The organism is Bradyrhizobium sp. Kon56 (genome assembly GCF_055807635.1).
The window spans coordinates 42,599-60,685 of record NZ_JBVVOU010000002.1; the positions used below are offsets into that span (position 1 = coordinate 42,599).

General features: G+C 67.1%; 18 protein-coding genes and 1 tRNA gene. 14 read left to right on the top strand and 5 right to left on the bottom strand.

Annotated features, from left to right (window positions below; translation table 11 throughout):
* Positions 1–5: 5 nt before the first annotated feature.
* Complete coding sequence (locus AC0L3B_RS03275) at positions 6–206, bottom strand: hypothetical protein (RefSeq protein ID WP_473380007.1); 201 nt, start codon at positions 204–206, stop codon at positions 6–8.
* Positions 207–476: 270 nt separating this feature from the next.
* Between AC0L3B_RS03275 and AC0L3B_RS03280 the strand changes: the two genes are divergently transcribed.
* The 8 genes from AC0L3B_RS03280 to AC0L3B_RS03315 all read left to right on the top strand — a co-directional run bounded on the left by AC0L3B_RS03280 (position 477) and on the right by AC0L3B_RS03315 (position 8,243).
* The gene (locus AC0L3B_RS03280; RefSeq protein ID WP_473380008.1) at positions 477–1,016 is read left to right on the top strand and encodes a hypothetical protein; all 540 of its coding nucleotides are present in this window, start codon (positions 477–479) and stop codon (positions 1,014–1,016) included.
* A 2-nt stretch (positions 1,017–1,018) separates the two neighbouring features.
* Entirely contained in the window at positions 1,019–1,561 is a 543-nt protein-coding gene (locus tag AC0L3B_RS03285) for a hypothetical protein (protein WP_473380009.1), read from the top strand.
* Between the two features lie 3 nt (positions 1,562–1,564).
* Positions 1,565–2,170, top strand: coding sequence for a hypothetical protein (locus AC0L3B_RS03290; protein ID WP_473380010.1), 606 nt, complete (start codon positions 1,565–1,567; stop codon positions 2,168–2,170).
* On the top strand, positions 2,167–4,275 hold the full coding sequence (locus AC0L3B_RS03295) for an AAA family ATPase (protein WP_473380011.1): 2,109 nt from the start codon (positions 2,167–2,169) through the stop codon (positions 4,273–4,275). The genes AC0L3B_RS03290 and AC0L3B_RS03295 overlap by 4 nt, the downstream gene beginning before the upstream one ends.
* Positions 4,276–4,341: 66 nt before the next feature.
* On the top strand, positions 4,342–4,593 hold the full coding sequence (locus AC0L3B_RS03300; RefSeq protein ID WP_275174461.1) for a hypothetical protein: 252 nt from the start codon (positions 4,342–4,344) through the stop codon (positions 4,591–4,593).
* Positions 4,594–4,769: 176 nt separating this feature from the next.
* Positions 4,770–5,024 (top strand): hypothetical protein, encoded by a 255-nt coding sequence (locus AC0L3B_RS03305; RefSeq protein WP_473380012.1) that lies wholly within the window; start codon positions 4,770–4,772, stop codon positions 5,022–5,024.
* Positions 5,025–5,100: 76 nt separating this feature from the next.
* Positions 5,101–6,846 (top strand): hypothetical protein, encoded by a 1,746-nt coding sequence (locus tag AC0L3B_RS03310; protein ID WP_473380013.1) that lies wholly within the window; start codon positions 5,101–5,103, stop codon positions 6,844–6,846.
* A 974-nt stretch (positions 6,847–7,820) separates the two neighbouring features.
* Positions 7,821–8,243 carry a hypothetical protein gene (locus AC0L3B_RS03315; protein WP_473380014.1) on the top strand — a complete coding sequence of 141 codons (423 nt, stop codon included), beginning with the start codon at positions 7,821–7,823 and terminating at the stop codon, positions 8,241–8,243.
* Positions 8,244–8,290: 47 nt separating this feature from the next.
* Here the strand turns inward: AC0L3B_RS03315 and AC0L3B_RS03320 are convergent, their stop codons facing one another.
* From AC0L3B_RS03320 to AC0L3B_RS03330, 3 genes are all read right to left on the bottom strand, one after another.
* Entirely contained in the window at positions 8,291–9,877 is a 1,587-nt protein-coding gene (locus AC0L3B_RS03320; protein WP_473380015.1) for a DUF6538 domain-containing protein, read from the bottom strand.
* An 87-nt stretch (positions 9,878–9,964) separates the two neighbouring features.
* Positions 9,965–10,054, bottom strand: a tRNA-Ser gene (locus AC0L3B_RS03325).
* 418 nt (positions 10,055–10,472) lie between these two features.
* Positions 10,473–11,612, bottom strand: coding sequence for an ROK family protein (locus AC0L3B_RS03330; RefSeq protein ID WP_473380016.1), 1,140 nt, complete (start codon positions 11,610–11,612; stop codon positions 10,473–10,475).
* A 333-nt stretch (positions 11,613–11,945) separates the two neighbouring features.
* Between AC0L3B_RS03330 and rplU the strand changes: the two genes are divergently transcribed.
* The 3 genes from rplU to AC0L3B_RS03345 all read left to right on the top strand — a co-directional run bounded on the left by rplU (position 11,946) and on the right by AC0L3B_RS03345 (position 13,452).
* Positions 11,946–12,338, top strand: a complete 393-nt coding sequence (gene rplU, locus AC0L3B_RS03335) for a 50S ribosomal protein L21 (RefSeq protein WP_007604396.1) — start codon at positions 11,946–11,948, stop codon at positions 12,336–12,338.
* Positions 12,339–12,435: 97 nt separating this feature from the next.
* Entirely contained in the window at positions 12,436–12,705 is a 270-nt protein-coding gene (gene rpmA / locus AC0L3B_RS03340) for a 50S ribosomal protein L27 (RefSeq protein ID WP_018459863.1), read from the top strand.
* A gap of 153 nt (positions 12,706–12,858) precedes the next feature.
* Positions 12,859–13,452 carry a GNAT family N-acetyltransferase gene (locus AC0L3B_RS03345; protein ID WP_473380017.1) on the top strand — a complete coding sequence of 198 codons (594 nt, stop codon included), beginning with the start codon at positions 12,859–12,861 and terminating at the stop codon, positions 13,450–13,452.
* A gap of 67 nt (positions 13,453–13,519) precedes the next feature.
* Here the strand turns inward: AC0L3B_RS03345 and AC0L3B_RS03350 are convergent, their stop codons facing one another.
* Entirely contained in the window at positions 13,520–14,434 is a 915-nt protein-coding gene (locus tag AC0L3B_RS03350; RefSeq protein ID WP_473380018.1) for a DMT family transporter, read from the bottom strand.
* A gap of 130 nt (positions 14,435–14,564) precedes the next feature.
* Here AC0L3B_RS03350 and AC0L3B_RS03355 point away from each other — a divergent pair, with 130 nt between their 5' ends.
* From AC0L3B_RS03355 to AC0L3B_RS03365, 3 genes are all read left to right on the top strand, one after another.
* On the top strand, positions 14,565–15,044 hold the full coding sequence (locus AC0L3B_RS03355) for a MaoC family dehydratase (RefSeq protein ID WP_275174164.1): 480 nt from the start codon (positions 14,565–14,567) through the stop codon (positions 15,042–15,044).
* Positions 15,045–15,146: 102 nt separating this feature from the next.
* Entirely contained in the window at positions 15,147–16,187 is a 1,041-nt protein-coding gene (gene obgE, locus AC0L3B_RS03360) for a GTPase ObgE (protein WP_027566428.1), read from the top strand.
* A gap of 131 nt (positions 16,188–16,318) precedes the next feature.
* Positions 16,319–17,953, top strand: a complete 1,635-nt coding sequence (locus AC0L3B_RS03365; RefSeq protein WP_456653091.1) for an alkaline phosphatase family protein — start codon at positions 16,319–16,321, stop codon at positions 17,951–17,953.
* Positions 17,954–18,087 lie beyond the last annotated feature (134 nt).

Genomic DNA, 18,087 nt, shown 5'->3' on the forward strand with positions numbered 1-18,087 from the left:
AAGGACTACTTCTTCCCGTCCTGGTGCCGCTCGAGCCACTCGACGGCGGCCTGCTCCATCACCGCCGAGGCCGTCGTGTCCCGCAGCGCGGCCGCCGACTTGATCCTCTTGATGATCTCGGGATCCAGGGAGGTGAGAAGCTGCTTCTTGGGACCGCCGGCCGGCGGCTTCCGTCCCGGTCTCCCGGCCTTCTTCTTTTCCGCCATCGGTCCCGTCGCCCATATGCTGTTGGATCGGGGGCGAAAATTCCACGGCAGGCGGAAGGCGGCAAGCCCCCGGGCCTCCGCGCGGCCGATTTCCACATCGATCGACGACCTCGATAACCCGAAACGCCCCCGAAAGTCCCGAAAGATCGCGATCCTCATAGACCTATTTGAAATAGGTCTATCCCTTCAATAGAATCTATTGACTCGATGCGGCAGCCTCGGTCATAGAACAAAGCGAGAACATTTGTTGTGTAGGCGTGAGGTGTTGGTATGGCGGGCGTGCTGCAGCGTGACGATTGGCGGGCCGATCTGGCGTCGATCCTTCCGGACTTCTTCGCCAGGCCGGGCCGCGAACCGTGCGTGCCGGAGTGCGGCCCGGGCTGGGCCGGCGTCGTCGACCGCTGCTGCGTCCGGATCGCCGCCGCGCTCGAGCCGCGCGAGTCTTTCCGCTTCGAGACTATCGGGCAGAGCCAGGGCGCGCTCCGGATAAGGTGGGGCGGCCGGCTGTCGGCCGCGAGCGAGGCGGCGGTCCGCGCCGCCGTCGACCTGGCCGAGGCCCGCTCCCTCTGCGTCTGCGAACTCTGCGGCGACCGGGGCCGGCTGTACCGGGCCGACGGGGTTCTCGCGACCCGCTGCCCCGGGCACGCCGAGGGCATCCCGGCCCGCAGTCCCGGGATGGAGCACGTCCATCTCGTCCAGCTGACGGTGAAGGGCCGGCTGCGGGTCGTGGTCGGCGCCCGCTACGTCTTCGAGAGCGACGCCTTCGTCGAGATCGACGACCTCGACGACCTCGGGCGCGGGGAGGCCTGACGATGGCGTCGTCCAGGCGTCGCGACTGGCGCGGATCGCTCGTCGAATCCTACCCCGACCTGTTCGGTCCCGTCGGCGATCCGCCGGCCGCGGCGGGCTGGCCGTGCTGCGGCGACGGCTGGCGCGACGTGCTGGAGCGGGCCTGCCTGCGGATCCGGGCCGCGGTCGAGGCGGACGGCGGCACGGTGCGGATCGTTTCCGTCCAGGAGAAGTACGGCACCCTGCGTATCGATTGGCGCGGCGCGCCGTCCCGGGACGTTGCCGCGCGGCTCGAGGAGGCCGTCGACCTCGCCGAGGCCCGCAGCGCGACGACCTGCGACGTCTGCGGCGCGTTCGGGGTACTTCGCGGCGGCGGCTGGCTGGCGACGCGCTGCGCCGCGCATGCCGAGGGGCGCCCCGCGATCGAGTTCGAGGAAGGATTCGAGAATCTGCAGGTCGAGCGCCGGCTCGTGGGCGGCCGCTGGCGCTCGCGTTTCCGCTTCTACGACCGCTCCGACGACCGGTTCGTGGAGCTCGGACGCCCCCGCCGCCGACCCTCGGAGTAGACGATGCACCCGCCCGACTTCGGCCCTACGGCCCACCGGGGACGCCCGGACCTCTTCGTGTCGGCCAAGACGACGTCCGGCCCGATCCCGGCGCGGCATCCCGCGCTCAGGACGGCACTGGTGCAGTCGTCGCTCGATCCGGCCGTGCGTGCGATCCACCACGTGTCGTCCGCGCCCGTCGGAGCCGCGCCGGTCGAGGTCGACGCGGTCGTGGTCGCGAGGGACGACGGGTCCTTCGTGCTCGACGTGGTGCCGGCCCGTCTCCCACGGAAGTTCGACGAGGAGATCCTGCGCGGCATCGCGCTGCGCGGGCTCGGGGTCGGCTCGCTGGTGGTCACCTCGGAGCATCTCGCCGCCGAGCCCCGCCGCTCCAACGTCGACTTCGTCTGGTCGCACCGCGGCCACCCCGTCGCGATCGGTCTGCGGCTTGGCATCCTCCAGATCCTCGCCGAGGACGGGCCGCTCCCGCTCGGCCGTCTGCTGCAGTCGGTCCGGTCCGACCGCGATCCGGCGGCGGCGGTGCTGTCGCTCGCCTGCGACGACCAGCTCGAAATCGACCTGGCATCGGCCCGCATCGGGCCGGCCACGACCGTGAGGTGCCGCACGTGAAGAAGACCGGAAAAAAGAAGTCGCCCAGGATCACCTTCCGCATGGTTCGGAAGAAGCTCTCCGACCTGCACGGGCAGGACGCGGCGGAGGATGCCGACGCCGACTTCGACATCGAGAAGGAGGACGAGCCGCAGCCGCGTCCGGCCCGCCGGCGGGTGAGCGCCGTGACGGCGGTGGTCGGTGCCGCCTTCGAAGCGGCGGTGCCTTCCGATCTCCGTCGCCGGCTGCGGCACAACCAGGCGCTGGCGGCGGTGATCGTCGTCCCGACCCTGGCCTGGGTCGTGCCGGTCGCCGCCCACGCCAGGTCCGTGCTCGGCTCGCGCTGGTGCGTGCATACGCGCGAGGGGGCGGACCGCAGGCGCAACGCGGCCGTGGGCTCCGACGACGTGGCCCGCGACCTGTCCCGCGGGATGTGCGTCATGGGCGTCGCCGCCGACGCGGCGCTGCTTCCGACCGCCCTGAGCGCCGGCGCCGACGTGACGATCCGCATCGCCGCGCCGGACGCCGCCGTGCTGAAGCGCGCGATCGGCCGCTTCGCGCGGCGCTCGCCCGGGGAGCTGCCGGACGGCCTCGCCGCCGGCCTCGATCTCCACGATATCGTTGCCGCCTTCAGGCCCGGCACGGGAGCGCGCGATATCGTCCGGCGGCTTCAGGCGGCGGCCGACGCCGGGCGCGGAACGGCGGCCCGCGTGCCGGTGCTCGAGACCGCAGTCGAGTACGGACCTGCGCGCCGTTGGGGATTGGATCTCGCTCTGGATGTCGCCGCGTACCGGGCGCAGGAAGGCGCGGGAAAAGGGGCTTCGGGTAACCCGATTTCCTGGCGCGACATCGACCGCGGGATCTGCCTGCACTCGCCGCCCGGCATGGGGAAGTCGATCTTCCCCTCGATGCTCGCGGCGGCCTGCGGCGGCATCCCGCTGGTGTCGACCTCGGTGGGCGGATGGTTCGGAGGATCAGGGTATCTCGATGCCGTCTTGGGATCCATGAGAAGCGCGTTCCAGCGCGCTGCGGCATTGGCGAGTCCTTGCGCGATCCTTCACCTCGACGAGGTCGACGCGCTGCCCAACCGCGAAACGATGTCGGACCGCTCGCGCGAGTGGTGGAATGTCTTGGTCTCCGAGGCGCTTCTTCTGCTGGATTCCGCTCTGGCGGGCAGGGCCCGGGTGGTGGTGATCGGCAGCACCAACATGATCGACCGCGTCGACCCCGCGTTGCTGCGGCCCGGGCGGCTCGAGAAGATCATCGAGATCCCCCGCCCGGACGCCGCCGGCGCGCTCAACATTCTGCGATTCCATCTCGAGAGCGATTTGCGCGAGGACGATCTGAGCGAACTCGGCGTGCTGCTCGAAGGCTCCACCGGGGCCGAGGTCATGTATGCGGTGCGGGCGGCGCGCCGCACGGCGAGGAACGCCGGCCGCCCGCTTTCGGTCGACGACCTCAGGCGTGCGGTGCTGCCGGTGCAGGAGATCCCGGCCGGGCGCCTGTTCAGGATGAGCGTCCACGAAGCTGCGCACGCCATCGCGGCGCTGGCCATCCCAGTCGGCACCGTGCGGCACGTCGTGCTGCGGACGAGCGGCGAGTCGGGTGGGCGGACCGTCGTCGACTACGGCGACGACCCGCTGTCGACCCGGCGCGGGATCGAGGACCGCGTCGTGGTCGGGCTCGCCGCCCGCGCCGCGGAGCGGATCTTCTGCGGCGCGATCTCGACGTCGAGCGGCGGGGCGCGGTCCAGCGACATCGGCGCCTCGACCGCGATGATCGCCTCCGTCCACGGCAGCTTCGGCATGGGCGAGGACCTGGTCTATCTCGGCGCCGGCGACGACCTTCTGCGCGACATCGCGTTCAACTCGGACCTGCGCGGCCGCGTCGCGCGCCACATGCGCGAGCTCGAGGGACGCGCCGAGAGGCTGGTCGAGGCCAACCGGGCCGCCGTGCTCGCCGTGGCCCGGCGGCTCGCCGACAGGCGTTTTCTGTCCGGGGACGAGGTCGCCGCGATCGCGCGCGGCCTGCTCGCCCCGGACCGCGGAGCGGCGCGCGCGACGCACGCCGGACCGGCCGGCCGGCCCGGACGCCGGACCGTCGGGCACGGGAGGGCGAAGCGGTGAGCCCGCGGACCGCCGAGCGCGCGCGACCAGGCGCGAATCCTTGAACAGACGGATGGAGCAATCTGCATGGCACCGCTGCCCCGACGCATCGCGGCCCGCCCCGACCCCAAGGATTGGGCGGACGAGGAACTGCTGACCTTCGCGGAGGCGGCCGCGCTGCTGTGGCCGCACGGCCCGCTCACGGCGAGCACGCTGCGCACCGCCTACCGCGCCGGTCTGCTCGAGACCGTCCTGCTCGCGCGGAAGCTGATGACCTGCAAGCGCGCGCTGCGGCAGATGGCGGAATCGGCGCGCCGGCCGGCGCGGCAGCGGGCGTGAGCGGGCGCCGCGACCGGCGGAACGGCGGCGCCGGCGCCGGCGGGGGGCGGGCCGCGGACGCCCGCTCACCCCCTTGTACCCGCAGGAAAAATGGAGAAATTGGCGGGGGCCGCCGCGCCGCGCCCGAACGCGTGGCGCGGCGGCCCGATCCGGCCCGGTGGGACGAGCACGAGCTGATGGGCCTGCACGAGGCCGTGGCGCTGCTGTGGCCGCGCGGGCCGGTGACGCTGTCGAGCCTGCGGACCGCGATCGCGAACGGCGATCTCGGCCACGCCCGGATCGCCGGCCGGATCTACACGACGCGCGCCGCGCTCGCGGCGATGTCGGAATGCCGAAGGATCTCCGCCCCGGAAGGCGGCCCTCCTTCGGAAGCGGACTGGGAGGCCCATCTCGCCTCGCTACTGCCCGGCAGGGGCGGCCGCGGCAGCTAGGCCGACCGGACATTTGGATTTCGAAGTCGTTTCTGGCGGGGGCGCGAAGTGCGCCGGTCCGTCGCCCGGAGGACGTATGTCCGAAAGCGGAAAGGAGAACGAGCCGATGCCGACGACGGACGACGCCCGCCTCCTGCGGATCGCGCCCTCGACCAATCCGGACGGCCTCGACCTGACGGTCGCCGAGGCGAAGGCGATGTCGGACGAACTGTTCAGGCGGACGTTCGCCGTCGCGGGCCTGGAGGAGGTCCCGCTGGTCCATCCGGGCCGCTTCCTCGACCGCGCGCCGCGCGGATGCACCTGGTACGTCCGCTTCGAGGCGGCGCCGAAGAAGTCCGGCGGCAAGGACCGGAAGCAGGACCGCTACGTGCTCGCGGTCAAGGCGCCGCAGATGGGCGGACCCGAGGCCGGAGGCGGCATGGCGGTGGCGCCGCGGGTCTACGTGCTGGAAGCCAAGGAGCCCGACGCTGCGCGGCTCGAGGCCCTCGTCTTCCTCGCGCGCAGGTCGGGCCGCCGCATCCGGATGTCGCACTGGCCGATCGAACGCATCGAGGGACTCTCCTGCAAGGATCTGCTGGAGAGCTACCGGCTGAAGAATCTCGGCCCCCGGCCCGACGGCAAGGAGGACGCCAACAGGAAGAAGAAGACGCGCGAGACCTACGACCAGGCGGTGCGCGTCTTCCAGCGGGTCTTTGCCGAACTGGAGATCGGCGACCTCAAGGGCGATTGGCTTCCCCGGCAGTACGAACTGCGGTCCGGCCGGCCGGCGACGTCGCGCTATGCCGACCTCAAGACGGTTCAGATGTGCCTGAACGGGCAGCTCGGGGCAGAAGGGGCGGACTACCGGCTGAAGCTGCACAATCCCCCTCCCGGCCGGCTGGCCAAGGGCGCCTGGACCGTCGACGAGTACGACCGGCTGCTGAAGGCGGCCGATGGCTGGCTGTTCGAACCCGGCGGCGCGCCGAAGATGGTCGACGGGCCGGACGGTCCCGTGCAGGCGCGCCGGAACGCCCGCAACCGGGTCGCCTGGAGGCGCGCCATCGAATTCCTGCCCTTCACCGCCTCGAGGCACGGCAGGCTGCCGCCCACCCGCTGGCTGCCGCCGGAGATGGAGCCCTCCGACGGCCTGCCGCTGCCCAAGAACGACCGGCCCTGGATCGAGGTGACGGACGAGCTGATCTACTATCACCGCGACGGCGACGTCGCATACGGCGGCAACAAGGGGCGGGCCGGCAACGTCATCCCCGTCGAGTTCGCGCCGACGGTGCGCCGCTGGTACGAGATGGACATGGCGGCCGGCCGCGAATTCGTCTTCCACAGGTGCAACGGCGGGCGGTATCGCGGACCGAAGCTCGGCTGGCAGACCTTCAAGTGGATCGTGAGGGACGCCGGCATCGTCGGGCGGCGGATCCCGCACCATCTGAAGGACCTCGCCAAGGAGTGGGCCGAGGCCGCGCGTCTGCGGCTCGAGGCATTCGCGGAGCACGCCGACACGTCGGCCGAGAGGCTTTCGGCGACCTACGGCGACGCGCTGCGCGCCGCGCTGCTGCAGGAGGCCGCCGAGGGCATGACGCAGGCCGACTGGCGGGCGGACGGCGCCCGGCGGGTGGCCATCGCCGACCGCTTCCGCAACGGCGGCGCGCGCCCGGCCGAAGCGCCTTGCCCCGAACGCCAAGCCGGCGCCGGGCAGGTCGAGGCCGTCGGCAGACCCGCCAAGGCCGCCGGCAGAGCCGCCAAAGTCGCCGCAAGGCCCGCCATGGCCGCCGCCAGGCACGTCGATCTCTCCGGCAAGCCCGTTCGGACCGCGGGCAAGCCCGCCTGAGCCAGGCGCGGCGCCAGCGCCTGCGCGGCCGTTTCCCCTCGCACATCCCCTTTGTAGCCGGCCTTCGGGAGCAGCCTGCGGGTCGACGCCCGGTCCACGGGCCGCACGCGCCGTCCGCGGCCGCGCGGCCCCGCTCTTTTCGGGGCGGCCGGGGGCTGCCGGGGGCGGCGGATGCCGGCGCCTCCATCGCCGCGCCGTCGCCGCGATCCCGCTTCGTTCGCCAAAGGTGCTCGGAATGCCCCGGAATCCGCGCGGCTTGAGCCTTTTCTTCGGCAAGCCGAAAGGTTCGCCATCCTTGAAAACGCAAGTGTATTCACGGCGCCCGGGCGCACTCGGATGCGTTTCGGGGCACGTGGGGTTCACTCCGGTGTACCCGTTCGTCGCCGCACCGTGGCCGCAGAAGGTACGAGGGCGGTGACTGGAGCACGGCGTGGACCTCGACCGGCACCGCGGCGACCGCTTCCGCGCCCGCGCAGGTCACCCTCGCCTGTGCAAAACGCCGCCAAATCCGCTCACGGTTTAGTTACCAAGCCGCTCAATCCGTTCACGATCTGGTTACAAATCCGCAGATCGATGGTCCAGAAACAGCCCCACCGCCGCACACCGAGCGTATCCGGGGCTCTACCCGGGGGAATCCCGTGAGAGCGGCGGCGCACTCACGAAGCCGTGGGCGCCGGATCCGGGGCCGGCCGGAGGGCTCCGATTCCCCACGGCCCTCGCGGCCCTCCCACAGAATGGGCCGGGGATTCGAATCCTTGAGGGGCTGAAAACCGGATCCTTGTGGGATCGGTCCGCGCTCGGCCCCGGTCTGGCACCCGACCCCCGATATTCGAGTCCTAGGAAATGAGCCCGCCGGTCCGCCTCTCGGGCCCAGCCCGGCCGTGTCGGCCCCCAGCCCACGAATCCTTGGGAGGGGCGATGGACCGGAACAGCGCTCCCCGGGTGGGCGTTGTCTAGTTCGATGAGGTGCCGTTATGAGTGACACGATCGTCCAGCCGCCGAAGGATTCCCCCCAATGGGCGAGGCGCGTCATCCTGGCGCTGAGCGTTTTGACTGCCATCCTGCTTGCGTTCGTCGGGCTGTTCGTCGCGATGCAAAGGTTCGGAGAACAGGCGCACGGGGCCTGCGAGACCGTCGGGCTTTGCGCCTCACCGGCTCCGCCGATCCTCCGATTGCCCGACTACGCCTCCGACTGGTTGGACGGCGGCACGAACGGCAACGCCGTTTGCGAACCGGTCCGGCAGGTCCACGAGAAGCAGAACCCCGGATACGCGGTCAGGATGCAGGTGCTGCAATCGGCCGAGGAACACCGCGTCATCTCGCAGGGGCTCTTGGACCTCAAGCACGATCAGTACAGATATCACTGCAAGTTCTGGGGCGAACCGATCGCGAAGTAGACGGCGGGGAGACGAACCACGCCTTCCTCAATCTGCACCCATTGAGGTCAGGTTGTTTCTCGCGTCGAGACAGCTCGGTCCACCCGCCTCTGGCCGCCGCGGCGTCGATCGCTGCGCTCGCCCGCCGTGACCCGGTAGCGCGGCAGCTTCTTGATCTCGCGCAACATCACCCCCGGCGGAAACTCGCCGTACTCCTCGCCTTCGGTTCGCGGCTTGTGTCCCTGGATCGCGTCGCGGACCTCCGGATCCATCTTCGCCTTGCGCCCGGCCGTCTTGAACCTATGCCGCCAGCCGTGATTCGGAGCCACGTTCTTGTCCTTGATGCCAAGACTTCTGACCCATTCGGCCAACTTGTTGCCGACGGACGCGCTGGTCCGCGTCTTCCGGTTGGGATTGCGTTGCCGTGCGAGCGAATAGAACAGCGGCGCCTTTCCCTTCAGGCGCCGCGCCCATTCGAGAAAGCCCATCTCGATCAGATGCGGGTGTAGCGGGACGGTGCGTTCCTTGACCGTCTTGACCGTGCCGGCCTCGGGCGTGATGAGGATGCAGGGCACGCCCTCGATCGTCTTGACGTCCGATCTGCGGAGCTGCGTGAGCTCGTTTACGCGGGCGCCCGTGTACGCACAGAGCCACGGCACCCATTTCCGTGCGGCCGCATTCTCCGCCGTCATGAGTTCGCCCATCGGCGCGAGGGCCGCCGACAGAATGATTGCCGCTTCCCGATCGGTGAAGCCGCGCATGTCGCGCCCGTGCTTCCCGCCGATGTCAACATGCACCTCGACGGCGGGGTTGGTCGGAATTTTTCGCATGCGCTTCGACCAGCCAAAAAAGCTCTTGGCGGCTGCGATATATCCGTCCCGGACGGTGATTGCAGAAGGCACCCTCTTGAGCAGCGCGTCGCGCCATTCGAGCAGATGTAGCTCGGTGACGCGGCTCATGTCGTCGGTGCCGACTCTCCGGATGATCTCCTCGAAATAGGGGCGCCACTTCTTGCGGGTTGCCGGCGAGATCTTTCGGGCCTCGCAGAACTCCGCCCAGAGCGTCTCGAACTGCAGCGGCGGATTGGGCAGTTCGAGCTTCGGATAATAATAGGGAGGCTGGTCCACCGTGGCGTACTGACCAATCGCGGCACCCGCCAATGTTTGCGAGGCGCGTTCCTTCGCCTCAACATACGCACGGATGAAATTCTCCAGACGCTCCCCGACTAGATGGATGCTCTTCCTCTGCAGGAATGCCCGCGCCTCGCCCCAGTAGGCGGATCGCGCGAGCGCACCGCGGAAGCCCTTGCTTCGGCCGATTTTCGCCAGCTCCTGCCGCCACTGGAGGAGTGCGCCCGGCTGATCCGCGTGCGTCCCGACGGTCTCCGAGTAAAACGCTCCGGCCAGCGCCACGATCTGCCGATGCGACAGTTCGTCAGCGGGCCTGCCGACGACAGTGGAGCGCCATTCCCGCTCGAGCCTCAGATTGTGCTCGTTGCACAGCAGGAGGGCCTCGTCCCGATCCTTGGTCTTGAGGGAAAATTTGATCTCGGCCGGCATGCCGAAACCGCGGTACTTCGCGGGTACGCGGCGGCGAAACCAGAAGAACTCAGAACGCGGATTTACCCACGGCTCGATCATGCGAAAACGGCTCACGGTGACCACCTGCGTGTACCACCGGACTTTTTCGGAAAGCCTTATTTTGTAGGTTAAGCGGGAGTTTCAGCGGTTTCGGAGGGTCCGTGGCGGAGAGGGAGGGATTCGAACCCCCGATAGGCTTGCACCTATGCCGCATTTCGAGTGCGGTGCATTCGACCACTCTGCCACCTCTCCTGAAGGCGCCAAGTAAGGAGCATGGCCCCTGTGGTTCGGGCGTTAATAGGCGAGGATGGCGGGCCAGACAAGGCTTGCGAGGGCGAAAATCGGGCCGGTTTTCCGGCTGGACCCACGAGTCACGGTGATGATCGGGGGCGATCGCGGATTTCGGCGGCGGTTTGCGCGGGAATGGGCCTGAGCCGTTCGCCACTGACCCGGCGCGAGCCCGATGCGGCACGTCGGTGCCGAATCACTGGTACCCGCAAAAGGCGGGGTGGGACCGCCAGACGCGGTAAACACTGGCGGTCCCGGTGCCGCTCATTGAAATACTGGCTGGGAAGGGCGGCTTCGCCGGCCAGGTGAGGCGACGGTTTCGACCGTAGCGTGCGGGCGGTGCACCGCAACGCAATCCGGTCCTTAACCTAACCAGTCAAGGTTACTCCTTGTCGGACTTGGCCTTTTTCTTCCCGTTCTCCGTAGAATCGCGGTCTTTGTCTTTGTCCTTGCCGTTGTCCTTGCGGCGGTTGGTGAAGCGGGCATTGCCGAGGCCGGTGCCGATGGTGAGCACGCTCCAGCGATCGACGTCCTGCATGAACGGCACCTCGGAGAGGCCCTGAACCACGCCGTCATTGTGCATCAGGATCGCGGTGTCGTGCTCGCCGATCTGCGGAATGCCCTCGAGCAGGCTCGCCGGCAGGTTGAACTTGCTGCTCTCCCAATTGCCCGGCAGGTTCTGTGCGCCTTTCTCGATGGAGCCGTCCGCGTTGATCACGCCGGGACAGGCGATGCCGATGAACGGCGCCAGCTTGTAGCCTTCTTTCTCGGCCTCGGTGATCAGCCCCTTCAGCATCTTCGTGAGCCGCTTCACCGCGCCTTCGCGCGTCGGCTCGTCGTCGGCATGACGCCACAGCTCGGACTTCACGACCTTGGCTTTCGAAAGGTCTTTTGCCTTTTTCCAGCTGGTCTCCACCAGGCCGCAGCGGATGTTGGTGCCGCCGATATCGACGGCGAGGATACTGTCATGGGCTTCGAAGATCCACGACGGCGCCAGATGCAACGCGCCGATCAGGCCGGCTTCGTCGGGATGATGACGGATCGGCACCATGTCGATCTTAAAACCCTCGGCGATGAGGATGATCTCGGCGCGCGCGACCGCGAGCTCGCCGAGCCGGGAATCGCGAAAACCGCCGCCGACCACGATGCGCTCGGTCTTGGCCCAGGCCTTGGACTTGAGGAAACGCCGCGTGACGTAAGCGAGCTCCTGGGCGAAGTCCTCAATGGCGCTGTGCACCACCGCCCAGGCCTCGGTGTCGTCGCCGACCAGGATGGCGTCCAGCGTCTTCTTGCTGATCTCGTCCGACGGTTCCTTGCCGAACGGGTCCTCGCCGGACTTGCGCAGCGGCTTGCGCCAGCGCTCGAGGATCTCCCTGAACGCGCCCTTGCTGGCGCGGTCGCCGATGAAGCCGTCCTCGTCCTTCATCTCGATGTTGAAGCTGTCGATATCCACCGACGGCAGCCGCTCGGCGCCGTGATGGGCGATGCCCGTCGTCGTCTTGACCAGCTCGTCTGTTGCCATGGTAAGCCCCTTGCCCGTGTGACCGAATTCGCCGGGACAACGGCGGGGGAACCTGTTGGTTGCGGCGCGGTCCGAAATTCGCCTGCGGGCCGGATCGGGCCCAAATGCTTCAAATCCGGGCCGTTTTCGCCGGCTTTTCCTTGACTCCGGGGGATCAGCGGCTATAAATCCCGCAACCGGCGCGGGGCGTTTCTCGCGCCGCTTGTTTTTACGTGGGTTTTCAAAGGGATAACTCCCGCCCGCACAAAACTCGCATAAACCCATAACGACTGACAAAAAGCCGGCCCCGACAATATGTCGCGAGGCCGGGAATGAACACGAAGGAAAACAACGATGTTCGCAGTCATCAAAACCGGCGGCCGGCAGTACCGCGTCGTTCCGGATGATGTCCTGGAAGTAGGCAAGATCGAAGGCGAAGTCGGCTCGATCGTGCAGCTCAATGAAGTTCTCCTGGTCGGCGGCGACACGCCGATCCTGGGTCTGCCCACGGTCGCCGGCGCGTCCGTTGCGGTCGAGGTGCTCGACCACAAGCGCGGTCCCAAGGTCATCGCTTTCAAGAAGCGCCGCCGCAAGAATTCGCGCCGCAAGCGCGGCTATCGCGACGAGATCACCGTGCTGCGCATCTCGGAGATCCTGACGGACGGCGCCAAGCCCACCAAGGGGCCGCGTCCGAAGCGGGAGAAGGTCGCCAAGCCAGAGACCACGACCGAAGAGGCCGCCGCATAATTTGATCACGCGCCATCACGAAGTGATGCGTGAGAAATTGTGAAATGATTCCGTCAAGGAATTGATCTAGAAATACGTAGAATTTCGGAGACGAGCCATGGCTCACAAAAAAGCAGGCGGTTCATCGCGCAACGGTCGCGATTCCAAGGGCAAGCGCCTCGGTATCAAGGCGTTCGGCGGGGAAGTTGTGATTCCCGGCAACATCATTGCGCGTCAGCGCGGCACCACCTGGCATCCCGGCCTTAATGTCGGCATGGGCACGGACCACACCTTGTTCGCCAAGATCGAGGGCCGCGTAACGTTCCAGGCCAAAGCCAACGGCCGCACCTTCATCTCGGTGCTCCCGCTCGCAGAGGCGGCTGAATAGACGGTGGATCAAATTTGGAGTCCGCCGGGTCCCAGACCGAACCGGCGGAGTCCTTGAGATCACAGATCGAAGGCTCCAGGGGAGGCGGGAAACCGGCCTCCCCTTTCGTTTGCGTGCTCACTTTTCACTTTAGTGACTTCGACGGAGCCGGACATGTTGCAGGATTTTTCGAGCGTGACCTTGCGGGAGGCGAGACCCAGCGTCGTCGCCACCGAGCGGCTGACCTTGCGGCGGCCGACCCTCGCCGATGTCAGGACCATCGCCCTCCTCGCCAACGACCGTCGCGTCGCCGACAACACAAGGCGCCTCCCGCATCCCTATTCGCAGGACGACGCCATCGCCTTCATCCGCGCCAGCGCTGCGCCCGGCGGCGAGACGGTGTTCCTGATCGAGCATGACAGCGGCCCCATCGGCATGGTCGGCATCGACCGCTCGACGCCCGAGAACGCCGAGCTCGGCTATTGGCTCGGCGTCGAGCATTGGGGCCGGGGCTTTGCCACCGAGGCCGCACGCGGCGCGATCGACTTCTTCTTCGAGGAGTTCGAGGACGATCATCTCTATGCAGGCGCGCGCGTCACCAACCCGGCCTCGCGCAACGTGCTGGAGAAGTGCGGCTTCCAGTGGAGCGGCGTCCAGCTGCATCGCTTCCTGGCGCTGGGCTCGTCCACGCCGGTCGACTGCTTCCGTCTCTCGCGCGGCGTGTGGGCGTCGCTGAAGAGCTGGAGCAGCGCGCGAAGGGTGAGGTAGGGCGGAGGCGGCTCAAACTGTCGTCCTGGTGAAAGCCAGGACGACGCTCGAATTTATTCCGCTGTAATCACGCTGGCGGATTCACATCCGCGTCCCTGCGTCCGAGATCGCGCTCACGCAGATAAATATAGAACCCGGCGGCGATGATGATGGCGGCGCCGACGATGGTGGCGATTTCGGGCACGTCGCCGAACACGACGAAGCCGAAGATCACCGCCCAGACGATCATCGAATATTGATAGGGCACGACGACGCTGGCCGGCGCGAGCTTGAGCGAGCGGTTGACGCAGAACAGCGCGGTGACCGAGACGCATCCCGCCAGCGCGAAGATCACGAGGCTGCCCGGTGTCGGCGGCACCCAGTGGAACGCCGACAGCACCGCACCCAGCAGGAACGTGCCGACGAATTGCGACGACGCCATCACGATATCGGGCGTCTTGCGCAGGCTGCGCGTGATCAACATCAGCGTTGCAAAGGAAAGACTGCCGCCAAGCGCGATCAGCGCCGGCAGGCTCACCGTCTGTGCCGAGGGCCGCAGCGCGATCAGCACGCCGCAGAAGCCGATCAGGATCGCCGTCCAGCGCCGCCAGCCGACGTTCTCGCCGAGAAAGATCGCCGACATCGCGGTGACGAAAATGGGCCCGGCGAGATAATAGGTGATGACGTCGGCGAGCGGCAGGTAGACCGTCGCAAGGAAGAAGGCCGCCACTTCCAGCGTCGACAGCACCACACGAAAGAGCTGGAGGCCCGGCCGCTCCAGCTGCAGGAACTGGTGACGCTGCCGCCAGACCAGCGGCGACAGCAGCAGCAGCGCCGCGCAGGCGCGCAGGAACAGCAGCTGCCCCACAGAATAAGTCCCGACCAGGAACTTGCCCATGGCATCGCCGAACGAGAACATGAAGATCGACAGCACCATGAGCGCAATCCCGGCGAGGCGCGCCGAGCGTTCGTCATAGGCCGAGAGATTTTTGAAAAGGGGCATTGAGCGCCGTTGTAATGACGCAGGCTGTCGGGACAAGCCCGCGTTGGACGAATTGAACGGATTGTCGCACTCTCCGCATCGCGGTAGCGATGGGCGACATCGAACGAAAGAGCCAGGAAAGAGCTTAGCCATGACCGACTTCGACCCGGCCCGGCATCGCATGATCCCCGCGCAACGCTGGTTTGAGGATTTCGTGGTCGGCGAGCGTTTCGTGCTGCCGAGCCGCACGCAGACGACGGCCGTGTTCGCGGCGTTCCAGACCGCGAGCGGCGACACTCATCCGGTGCATTACGATGTGGAGTATTGCCGCAGCCGCGGCATGCCGCATCTGCTCGCCCACGGTTTCCAGACGCTGATCCACACCGCACCCGGCGCGGGCCTGTTTCCGTTCATGGTCGAGGACTCCCTGGTCGGCTTCCTCGAGCAATCCAGCCGGTTCCTCAAGCCGGTGTTCGCCGACGACACAATCTATCCCGCGCTCGAGGTCATTGAGCTGGTGCCGGGACGCTCGACCGGCGCGGTGACGCTCAAAAGCACCGTGTTCAACCAGCGCAAGGAGCTGGTGCTGGAGGGCACGCAGAAATTCCTGATCCGGCGCCGGCCCAACTAACGTCGTCCCCGGGGTTAAGCACGCCCCAAAATCGCGGAAATTCGGCCGATTTGCGGGTCTATCCGGGTTGCCGCGCGGGACCGGCTGGCCTACCTATGGCCCATGAAATTCCTAGACGAAGCAAAGGTCTATATCCGCTCCGGCGACGGCGGAAACGGCTGCGTGGCGTTCCGCCGCGAAAAATTCATTGAATTCGGCGGCCCCTCCGGCGGCAATGGCGGCCGCGGCGGCAATGTCATCATCGAGGTCGCCGACGGCCTGAACACGCTGATCGACTATCGCTACCAGCAGCACTTCAAGGCCCAGAAGGGCGAGAACGGCTCGGGCTCGGACCGCCATGGCGCCAACGGCAAGTCGATCGTGCTGAAGGTCCCCCTGGGCACGCAGATCTTCGATGAAGATCGCGAGACCATGATCCACGATTTCACCACTGTCGGCGAAAAATTCGTGCTGGCCGAAGGCGGCAATGGCGGCTTCGGCAACGCGCATTTCAAAACCTCGACCAACCGCGCGCCGCGCAATGCCAATCCCGGCCAGCCCGGCGAGGAGCGCTGGATCTGGCTGCGGTTGAAGTTGATCGCGGATGCCGGCCTCGTCGGCCTGCCGAATGCCGGCAAGTCGACCTTCCTTGCCAAGGTCAGCGCGGCCAAGCCGAAGATCGCCGACTATCCCTTCACCACGCTGCATCCGCAGCTCGGCGTCGTGAATGCCGACGGCCGCGAATTCGTGCTGGCGGACATTCCGGGCCTGATCGAAGGCGCGCATGAAGGCGTCGGTCTCGGCGACCGCTTCCTCGCCCATGTCGAGCGCTGCCGCGTGCTGCTGCATCTGATCGATGCGACCTGCGAGCACGCCGGCAAGGCCTACAAGACGGTGCGAACCGAGCTGGACGCCTATGCCGGACAGCTCACCGACAAGATCGAGATCGTCGCGCTGAACAAGATCGACGCGGTCGAGCCGGACGAGTTGAAGAAGCAGAAGGAGCGGCTGAAGCGCGCCGCCAAGAAGACGCCGCTGCTGCTCTCCGCCGTCACCGGCGACGGCGTGCAGGAAGCGTTGCGCGCTCTTGCGGATGTGATCGGCGAGAGCCCGGTCTCTGCAAAAGCGAAGAGCGCGGCCGAAGCGGAGCCGTGGTCGGTTTGATTTTTCGTCGTCCCGGCGAAGGCCGGGACGACGCTGGAATGTACGGCCGCAGACGCGTGCATCGCTGATAGCTTGTCTTCGCGCCCTCGATAGCGCAGCATCCCACAATCAAGAAACGGCAGGGATCACGCATGGCGCGCGCGAAGAACGTTCTCTGGATCATGTGCGACCAGCTTCGCTATGACTATCTCGGCTGCACCGGCCATCCCACGCTGAAGACACCGAACATCGACGCCATGGCGAAGCGCGGCGTGCTCTTCAGCAAGGCCTATGTGCAGTCGCCGATCTGCGGCCCCTCGCGGATGTCGTTCTACACCGGGCGCTACATGCGCTCGCACGGCTCGCACTGGAACGGCTGGCCGTTGCGGGTCGGCGAGCCCACCCTCGGCGATCACCTCAAGAAGCTCGGCGTGCGCAACGTGCTGGTCGGCAAGACCCACATGGCGCCCGATCTCGAAGGCATGAAGGCGCTCGGCATCCCGCCGGAATCGATGATCGGCGTGCACGTCGCCGAATGCGGGTTCGAGCCCTATGAGCGTGACGACGGCCTGCATCCCACCGGGCGGCCGCGTCCGAAATACGACGAATATCTGCGCCAGCAGGGTTTTGATGCGCCCAATCCCTGGGAGCATTGGGCCAATTCAGGCGCGGCCGAGGACGGCTCGCTCCAGAACGGCTGGCTGCTCGTGCATGCCGACAAGGCCGCGCGCGTGCCGGACGAGCATTCCGAGACGCCCTACATGACGCGACGCGCCATGGATTTCATCGGCGAGGCCGAGACCGACGGCAGGCCGTGGTGCCTGCATCTGTCCTACATCAAGCCGCACTGGCCCTACATCGCGCCCGAACCCTACGCCAGCATGTATTCGACATCGGACATGATCCCGGTGATCCGCTCCGAGCGCGAGCGGCAGAACCCGCATCCGGTGTTCGGCGCCTATATGGACATGCGCTACTCCCGCAACATGGCGCGCGACGATGCCCGCGAGAAGGTGATCCCGACCTATATGGGCCTGATCACCCAGATCGACGACCAAATGGGCGTGCTGATGAAGTTCCTGGAGGAGCGCGACCTGCTGGACACCACCATGATCGTGTTCACCTCCGATCACGGCGACTATCTCGGCGATCACTGGATGGGCGAGAAGGATCTGTTCCACGAGCAGTCGGCGAAGATCCCGCTCATCATCATCGATCCCTCGAAGGAGGCGGATGCGACGCGTGGCACGCGCAACGATGCGCTGGTCGAAGCCATCGATCTCGCGCCGACCTTCGTCGACTATTTCGGCGGCAAGGTGCCGGGCCATATCCTCGAGGGACGCTCGCTGCTGCCGCTGCTGCGCGGCGAGAGTCGGCCGGATTGGCGCAAGGTGGCGTTCTCCGAATACGACTATGTCATGCAGGACGTGCGGCTGAAGCTGAATCAGCCGATCGAACGCTGTCGCCTGTTCATGGTGTTCGACGGCCGCTGGAAATACATCCACGCCTCAGGCTTCCGCCCGATGCTGTACGACCTCGAAACCGATCCGGAAGAGTTTCTGGATCGCGGCGACGATCCCGAGTGCGCCGGCGTCATCGCTCGACTGCAGGCCGAGCTGTTCGACTGGGCGCTGCATCCCAACGACCACATCACGACGCCGCGCGAGAAAATCGCCGCCTATGCCGACAACCAGCTCCAGGTGAAGGGCGGGATTTTGATCGGTGTTTGGGACGAAGCGGAGCTGGCGTCGATCAAGGACGGGATCGCGCAGCGCGCGAAGCTGTGAGTGAGCGGAAAGAGCCTCTCTCAGCTCGTCATGCCCGGGCTTGACCCGGGCATCCACGTCTTGCGTTAGGTGGCGGTGCACGTGGATGGCCGGGACAAGCCCGGCCATGACGGCGGAGAGCGGAGCGCAAACAG